The 7,722-nt window shown below is 65.1% G+C and carries 6 protein-coding genes; 3 read left to right on the top strand and 3 right to left on the bottom strand.

The annotated features are described in order from the left end of the window. Positions 1-40 precede the first annotated feature (40 nt). Positions 41-460, top strand: coding sequence for a VOC family protein (locus tag ACFOOR_RS14810; RefSeq protein ID WP_343163361.1), 420 nt, complete (start codon positions 41-43; stop codon positions 458-460). Positions 461-609: 149 nt separating this feature from the next. Here the strand turns inward: ACFOOR_RS14810 and ACFOOR_RS14815 are convergent, their stop codons facing one another. The 3 genes from ACFOOR_RS14815 to ACFOOR_RS14825 all read right to left on the bottom strand — a co-directional run bounded on the left by ACFOOR_RS14815 (position 610) and on the right by ACFOOR_RS14825 (position 5,540). Continuing rightward, complete coding sequence (locus ACFOOR_RS14815) at positions 610-1,371, bottom strand: DsbA family protein (protein ID WP_343163362.1); 762 nt, start codon at positions 1,369-1,371, stop codon at positions 610-612. Between the two features lie 77 nt (positions 1,372-1,448). Beyond that, on the bottom strand, positions 1,449-2,840 hold the full coding sequence (locus ACFOOR_RS14820; RefSeq protein WP_343163363.1) for a M48 family metalloprotease: 1,392 nt from the start codon (positions 2,838-2,840) through the stop codon (positions 1,449-1,451). Between the two features lie 114 nt (positions 2,841-2,954). Further along, a complete protein-coding gene (locus tag ACFOOR_RS14825; RefSeq protein WP_343163364.1) occupies positions 2,955-5,540 on the bottom strand; it encodes a ribonuclease E/G in 2,586 nt (861 codons plus the stop codon). 434 nt (positions 5,541-5,974) lie between these two features. On the opposite strand from ACFOOR_RS14825, the gene ACFOOR_RS14830 reads away from it, so the two are divergent. Together ACFOOR_RS14830 and ACFOOR_RS14835 are read left to right on the top strand one after the other, a co-directional pair. Further along, positions 5,975-7,183: an N-acetylmuramoyl-L-alanine amidase gene (locus ACFOOR_RS14830; protein ID WP_343163365.1), complete on the top strand. Its 1,209-nt coding sequence runs from the start codon at positions 5,975-5,977 to the stop codon at positions 7,181-7,183. Positions 7,184-7,244: 61 nt separating this feature from the next. After that, positions 7,245-7,589: a GIY-YIG nuclease family protein gene (locus ACFOOR_RS14835; RefSeq protein ID WP_343163366.1), complete on the top strand. Its 345-nt coding sequence runs from the start codon at positions 7,245-7,247 to the stop codon at positions 7,587-7,589. Positions 7,590-7,722: the final 133 nt, after the last annotated feature.

The following is a 7,722-nucleotide window of genomic DNA, read 5'->3' on the forward strand; positions in this document are numbered from 1 at the left end:
TCCGCAAATGTTCTACTCTCCACCTCACAGGGAGAGAGACATGGACCAGCGCGTATCGCTCATCACGCTCGCCGTTGCCGAACCGGCGCGGTCGAAGGATTTCTACGAGGCGCTCGGCTGGAAAGCCGGCTTCGTCAGCCGCGACATCGCCTTCTTCCAGCTCAACGGCATCGTGCTGGGCCTGTACCGCCGCACGGCGTTCGAGGCTGAGACCGGCCGCACCCTGTCCGGCGGCGATGGCGTGGCGCTGGCGATCAATTTCGCGGCGCGCGACGCGGTCGATGCCGTGCTAGACGAGGCGGTGAGGGCAGGCGGCGAGATCATGCGCCCGGCCGCCGACACCGAATGGGGCGGCTATTCGGGCTATTTCGCCGATCCCGACGGCCATGCCTGGGAGGTCGCCCATAATCCGCACTGGAATATCGACAATGACGGGAATGTGTGGATGCCGGACGCATAGGTGTCATTCCGGCATTTTCCCCTCGCCCCCATTTGGGGGAGAGGGGCCAGGGGTGAGGGGGCGCACGCAGTCTTCGACTACGGAGCAGAACCCCTCATCCGCCCTGACGGGCACCTTCTCCCCTTCAAAAAGGGGAGAAGGGAAAGACCCTACCCCTCCAGCGCGTCTTCCAGCGCCGTGTTGAGGGCTTCCATGTTGGCGCCGGGGATCGGCGTGCCGTCGACGATGAAGAAGGGCGTGCCGTCCGCGCCGAGCATGCGGCCGAGCCGGTAGACGTCTTCCAGATGCGCCTCGATCGCCGGGTCTTCCATGTCGTCGCGCATCTGGCGGACATCGATCCCCGCGGCGGCCGCGAAACTGTCGATCCGGTCGGACGGCAGCGGGCCGGAGGCCTGTATCATCGCGCTGTGGAAGTCGAAATAGAGTTCCTCGCCCTGGCGCAGCGCGGCCAGCGCGGCGCGGGCCGCTTCGCGCGATTCCTCGCCGAGGATCGGATACTCCTTGAACACGAAGCGGACGCGGTCGCCATATTGCTCGCGGATCGTGTCGACCCAGCGATTGACGATCCGGCAATAGCCGCACTTGTAGTCCATGAACTCGACCACGACGATCTCGGCGTCTTCGGGGCCGATCGAGGGGTCGCGCGGGTCGTTGTAGATCGCGTCGGCATTGCGCTCGATCGAGGCGACATAGGCTTCCATCTCGCGGGCGCGGGCGCGGCGCTGCAATTCGATCAGCGCCTCTTCGATGATTTCCGGATTCTCGAGAATGTAGTCGCGGGCGAGTTCGCGGATTTCCGCGCGCTCGGCCTCGGTGAACTCGCTGTCATTGGACTGGCGGGCGTCGGCCGCGTCCGGGCTGCAGGCGGCAAGGGCAAGGGCGCTGGCCAGCGCCGCGAATACGCGCGTCATCATCAATCCCCTCGGATACACTCGTGTTCAGGCGGGTTTACGGGATCGCGCCGGGAAAGGCGAGCCTTGAACGCCGCCTACCGGCCCTGCTGCTGACGCTGGCGTTCCTGCTGGCGGCGCTGGCGCTGCATCTCGCGGATTTCCTCGTCGGTCGGCTGCGACACCGCAATCAGTTCCGCGGCGCGGAATCGCGCCGTCGTGCCCGGCTCCAGCTCCTGCATCGCGCGTTGCGCGAACTGGAAGGCGCGCATCCGGTTGCCGGTGTAGTAGGACTGTTCCGCCACGGCCAGCTGCGCGAGCGCGGTATTGCCCATACGCTCGTGCACCAGCGAAAGATTATACCAGGCGAAGGCGTTGTCCGGCTCCATGTCGAGCGCCACGCGAAGGTGATCGCGCGCGGCTTCGAGGTGGCCGTCCTGGTCGGACGCGATCATCGCCATGGCGAGATTGATCCGCAGCAGCGGTGCCGTCGGCATCAGATCGACCGATGTCTGGTGATAGCCGATGGCTTCGGCGGCATGCCCGCTCTCGAACAACATCTGGCCGTAGAGCTCAAAGAAATAGGGGTTTTCCGGCTCTTCCGCGATCAGGCTCTCGATCTCGCCGCGGGCGCGGTCAAGCTGCGCATCCTGATAGTAGGCGACGGCGCGGGCATAGCGCGCGGGCAGGGAGGTGTCGCTTTGCGGATAGCGCGCGAAGACCTGTCCCGGCGGGGCCATGAAGCCGAAGATCTTGGCCTGGATACGCTCCAGTTCCGCCTGCTCCTCGGGCGTCGCCGTGACATCGGCATACGGGCTCTGGTCCACGCCGTGGCGCAGCGCGGTGATCCGCTCCGAAGACAGCGGGTGGGTCAGGAAATAGCGAAAGCGGCGCGCCGGGGTGAAGACTTCCTGGTAGCGGAAGCGCTCGAAGAATTCGACCAGGCCTTCGCCCGACTGGCCGGTCGCCGTCAGATATTGCAGCGCGGCCTGGTCGGCGGCCGATTCCTGCGCCCGTGTGTGGGTGTAGAAGTTGAGTGCGCCGAATTGCGGCCCGGAAGCGATCAGCGCGCTCGCCGCGCCGCCTTCGCCGGCCATCGCCGCGATCAGCCCCAGACCGATCGACACGAACATCGGCACCATGGCGCCGCGTCCGGCCTCGCTCATCCGCACCAGGTGCGCGCCGGCGATATGCCCGGTCTCGTGCGCCAGTACGCCTTTGAGCTGAAGCGGGTTTTCCGCCTCCATGATCGTGCCGGTATTGACGAAAATGTTCTGACCGCCGGTCACGAAGGCGTTAATTTCCGGATCGCCGATCAGATACATGTCGACGTCATTGGGATCGAGCCCGGCCGCGACGATCAGCGGATCGGTATAGGCGCGCAGCATGACCTCGATCTCCGTGTCCCGGAGCAGGGTCTGGGCGGCGGCCGTGGCCGGCAGGGCAATCGAAAGGGCTGCGGCGCTGATGGCGGCTATGAGGGCGCGCATGAAGTCTCCGTTCAGTCAGCCCCCGCTGAACGCACAGATTATCAAGTCAGAACGCGCTGACAACGATGAAGACAGCGGCGGCGCGAACGAAAGCCGTCCGCGCCGCCCGCTGCATCAGCTGAACAGCTTCCCGCCGCGCTGCCACCAGCCGCGCTTTTTCGGCGCGTTGTCGGCTTCTTCGAGCGCTTCGGGTGCATTGGTGTCGCTCGCCGGGGCGTCCGGTTCGGCCGGCGCGTCCCCGGCAGCAGGGGCCGCCTCGGGGGCTTTGGCCACAGCCTTCTTGCGGGTCCGCTTCGGCTTTGCTGCCTCCTCGGCCGGAGCCGCTTCGGTCACGGCTTCAGCCTCCGGCGTCGGGGATGCGGCCTCCGGGACAGGCGGTTCAGCCGCAGGCTTCGGGGTCTTGGCAGCCGGTTTGCGACGGCTGCGCTTCGGCTTTGCGTCTGCCTCCGCAGGCGGTTCCGAAGCCGGTTCGGCTTCGCCGGCAGGCAGTTCTTCCGCGACCGCTTCGGCGGGCGCCTCGGCTGCGGTCTCGGCCTTCTTGCGGCGTGACGGACGCGTGCGCTTTCTCGGCTCGGCGTCGGACGTCGGCAGGTCTTCCGCCGTCGGTTCAACGACGTTCAGCGCGTCGCTGCCATCGCTGCCCGAAGCGGCGACGGCCGGTTCGCCATCGCCTTCCGCGGCATCGCCCTGTTGGGCGTCGTCCTGCGGCTCGCCGCCCTGGCCCCGGCGGCGGCGGCCGCGTCCACCGCGGCGACCGCGGCGGCGGCGCTTCTTCGGCTGACCGTCATCGTCGCCTTCACTGCGGTCGCTGGCGTCGGCTGCGCGGTCTGCTTCGTCATCGGACTCATCGGATCCGGCGTCACTGGCAGGTTCGGCGTCCTGGCGCGGGGCCTGGTCGCGGTCGCCATTTGCGGCGCGTCCACCGCGGCGCCGGCGCCGGCGGCGGCGATTGCCATTGCCGTCTGCGTCGTCGCGAACCGGAGTGTCGTCGCGGACGTTCGCCTCGGCTTCGTCCTCGTCTTCATCGTCGTCGGGAATATCCTCGTAGACGTCTTCGGGTTCGGGGTCCGGTGTCACCACGGCCGGTTCCGGCCGGCGCGGTGAATCGGCTCCCTTGGCGTCGAGCATCTCGACCTTGCATTCCGGCGGCGTCATGTCCGGGTCGGCACCGATCACGATCCGCATCGCCGAACGCGCTTCGATCGCCAGCACATTGTCGCGCTTCTCGTTGAGGAGGTAGAGCGCCACCTCGGTCGGAACCGTCAGGCGTACCCGGTCGGCGCGATCCTTCGCGCCTTCCTCTTCCAGCGCGCGCAACGCAACCAGCGCCGCCGATTCCGTCGAGCGCACGAAGCCCGCACCCTTGCAGGTCGGGCAGGCCTTGGTCGAGCCTTCCAGCAGGGAGGTCCGGCGCCTCTGGCGCGAGATCTCCATCAGGCCGAACTGCGAGATCTTGCCCATCTGCAAACGGGCGCGGTCGCGCTTCAGCGCGTCCTTCATCCGCTTTTCGATCACGCGGACATTCTTCGACTCTTCCATGTCGATGAAGTCGATGACGATCAGCCCGGCCAGGTCACGCAGACGCATCTGCCGCGCAGCCTCGTCGGCGGCCTCGATATTCGTCTTCAGCGCGGTCGCCTCGATATTGCGTTCGCGCGTGGAGCGGCCCGAATTGACGTCGATCGCGACCAGCGCCTCGGTCTGGTGGATCACCAGATAGCCGCCGGATTTCAGCTGGACCTGGCTGTCATAGATCGCTTCCAGCTGGCCTTCGGCGCGATGCTCCTGGAACAGCGGGATGTCGCCGCGATAGGCCTGGACCTTCGATGCATGGCTGGGCATCAGCATGCGGATGAAGGCCTTCGCGTCCTTGTAGGCTTCCTCGCCCTGGACGAGGACGGTCTCGATATCCTTGTCATACAGGTCGCGGATCGCCCGTTTGACGAGATCGCCTTCCTCGTAGATCAGCGCCGGCGCAACCGAGGTCAGCGTCTTCTCGCGGATATTGTCCCACAGGCGACGCAGATAATCGTAGTCGCGGCGGATTTCCGCCTTGGTGCGCGCGGCGCCTGCGGTGCGGATGATCAGGCCCATGCCCTTCGACAGATCGAGGCCCGAGACGACGTCCTTCAGCCGCTTGCGGTCCTTCGCATTGGCGATCTTGCGCGAGATGCCGCCGCCGCGCGGCGTGTTCGGCATCAGCACGCAATACCGGCCGGCCAGCGACAGATAGGTCGTCAGCGCGGCGCCCTTGTTGCCGCGTTCTTCCTTGGCGACTTGCACCAGCAGAATCTGCCGGCGCTTGATCACTTCCTGGATCTTGTAGCGCCGCATGACATTGCGGCGTCGGCGGCTTTCGCCGGAATCCTCGTCGTCGCTGTCATCATCGTCGTCGGAATCGTCCGCGCGTGCGGCTTCTTCCTCTTCCTTTTGAAGGGCGACGCGGTCTTCGTGCGGAATCTGGTAATAGTCGGGATGGATTTCGTTGAAGGCGAGGAAGCCGTGGCGGTTGCCGCCATACTCCACGAAGGCCGCCTGGAGCGACGGCTCCACACGGGTCACTTTCGCCAGATAGATGTTGCCGCGGATCGGTTTGCGGGCCGCGGCCTCGAAATCAAACTCCTCGACTTTCGATCCTTCGATCACGACGACGCGGGTCTCTTCGCGATGCCCCGCGTCGATCAGCATTTTCTTGGGCATGTATCAGGGCTCCTGCGCGCGCCCCGTGGGGGCGCGGCGGCGCAACGCACGCGGAGAGCGTCAGCTCAGGTCCAGCGATGTCGTGGGGCGTGCGGCGCATTGTTCTTCCAAAAAGCCGGAGTTCGGGAACCGAATCCCCCGGCCGATGCGATCGGGTCGCCGGCGGCGGATAAGTGCGCACACGGCGGAGAATTTGCGATTCGGCCGGGCGTTTCCGCCAGCCTCGGCGCGCTCCGTGAAAAATGGCGGCGGCTCAAGCGCTTCGCCTCTCGGAACGGGATGCACCATGCCCTATAAGTTTGACCATGGGAAGCGGTCGATTCCGCGTCAGGCGAAAAACCTCCGGTCATCAACCAAACGTCAAGGCACAGCTGTTATTGATCGACAAAAGCCGTGAATGGAATCGCGGTTTCTGCGATGGTGGTTTGATGGTGATGCTCCGGTCTTTCAGCGCGCTGATGCTGGCCGCGGGCCTGCTGGCGACAGCGGGCACAGCCGACGCGCGCGATAGCGAAATCCGTCAGGTCCGGTTCGGTGAGAATGGCGACACGACGCGTATTGTCGTCGAAACCAGCGAGCCGATGGATTTCGAGGCCTTCACCCTGACCGATCCGGCCGCCCGCCTTGTGCTGGAGATTCCGACGTCCGCATGGTCGGTAGCCGGTCTCGAGACCGGCGAGGGCCGCGGGCATGGCCTGGTTTCGACCTTCCGCTTTTTCGATGCCTCCGGGGACACGTCGCGCCTGGTTTTCGCGCTCGGCGGTCCGTCGGTGATTGTGTCCCAGTTCTCGCTCGACCCGAATGAGAGTGGCAATCACCGCATGGTGATCGATATTCGGCGCGCCGAGGCGGAAGAGCTTGCCGCCGTGACGGAATTTCCGACCAGCGGTCTTGATGCCCTGATCGCGGAACGCGTCGAGGCGATCTATGTCCCGCCACCGCGGGAACGCCGCGTGATCGTGCTTGATTCCGGTCATGGCGGGCACGATCCGGGTTCGCTTGGCGCCGGCGGCGCGGAAGAAGCCGATGTGACGCTGGCCGCGGCGCGCGAGCTTCAGCGCCAGCTGGAGGCCACCGGTCGCTATGTCGTCTACATGACCCGCAACAGCGATAGCTATCCGTCGTGGGAAGAGCGCGTCGGCGTCATGGCCGAGCAGCGCGCCGACCTCTTTTTGTCGATCCATGCCGATTCTTCGCCGAGCCCGGCAACGCGCGGCGCGGCGGTCTACACGCTCAACGACCATGCCGAGAACCGGGCGCGCCAGCGGGCGCGTCAGGGCGCGGCGCACACCGCGCGTGCTGACGTGAACAACATTCTCGTCGAACTGGAACTTCGCGAGAAGCGCAACCAGTCGACCGCCTTCGCCGAAGTGATGCTGGAGCATCTGTCCGAAGCCGGGCCACTGCTGCAGAACCCGCACCGGGAAGCCAATCTCTTCGTTCTGCTTGATCCCCGCGTGCCGGCGGTTCTGCTCGAAATGGGCTTCATGACCAATGCGACCGACCTGGCGAACATGCGGTCCGAAACGGCCCGCGCACGACAGATGACCTCGGTCCTGCGTGCGATCGATGCCTATTTCGCCCGCGAGGACGCGCCCGAGGCACCGGTGCGCCAGGCCTCGCTGACCACGCGCGCGCGGTAGGCAGGTCTCCCGACCTTACGCCGTCATTCCCGCGAAGGCGGGAATCCAGTACAATCTTTGCGTGAAACAGCCCTGCGTTTATTTCCTTGCGAGCCAACGCAACGGCACACTCTATATCGGCGTGACCAGCAATCTGCTCGGCCGGTCGTGGCAGCATAAGAACCGTCAGGGTTCCCGATTTACCTCCAAATACAATGTCCACCGTCTCGTCTGGTTCGAGCCACATGAGACGATGGAGAACGCCATCACGCGAGAGAAGCAGATCAAGAAATGGAATCGTGCCTGGAAGCTCCGCATGATTGAGGAGAAGAACCCCGATTGGCGCGATCTGTATGAAGACCTAACCCTCTTAGCGTCATTCCCGCGAAGGCGGGAATCCAGAGCGACGACGAGAGCGACGCTCTAATCTTTGATAATTGGTAGCATCGGACGAAACTGGATTCCCTGAGTTCTCAAACGAAGTGCAACACCTTCCTAGGGTGTTGCGATGGGACAGCGATATCGACATTTCAGCGTTGAGGAACGGGTTGAGATTTCCC

The organism is Hyphobacterium vulgare, from assembly GCF_042643335.1.
Taxonomy (GTDB): domain Bacteria; phylum Pseudomonadota; class Alphaproteobacteria; order Caulobacterales; family Maricaulaceae; genus Hyphobacterium; species Hyphobacterium vulgare.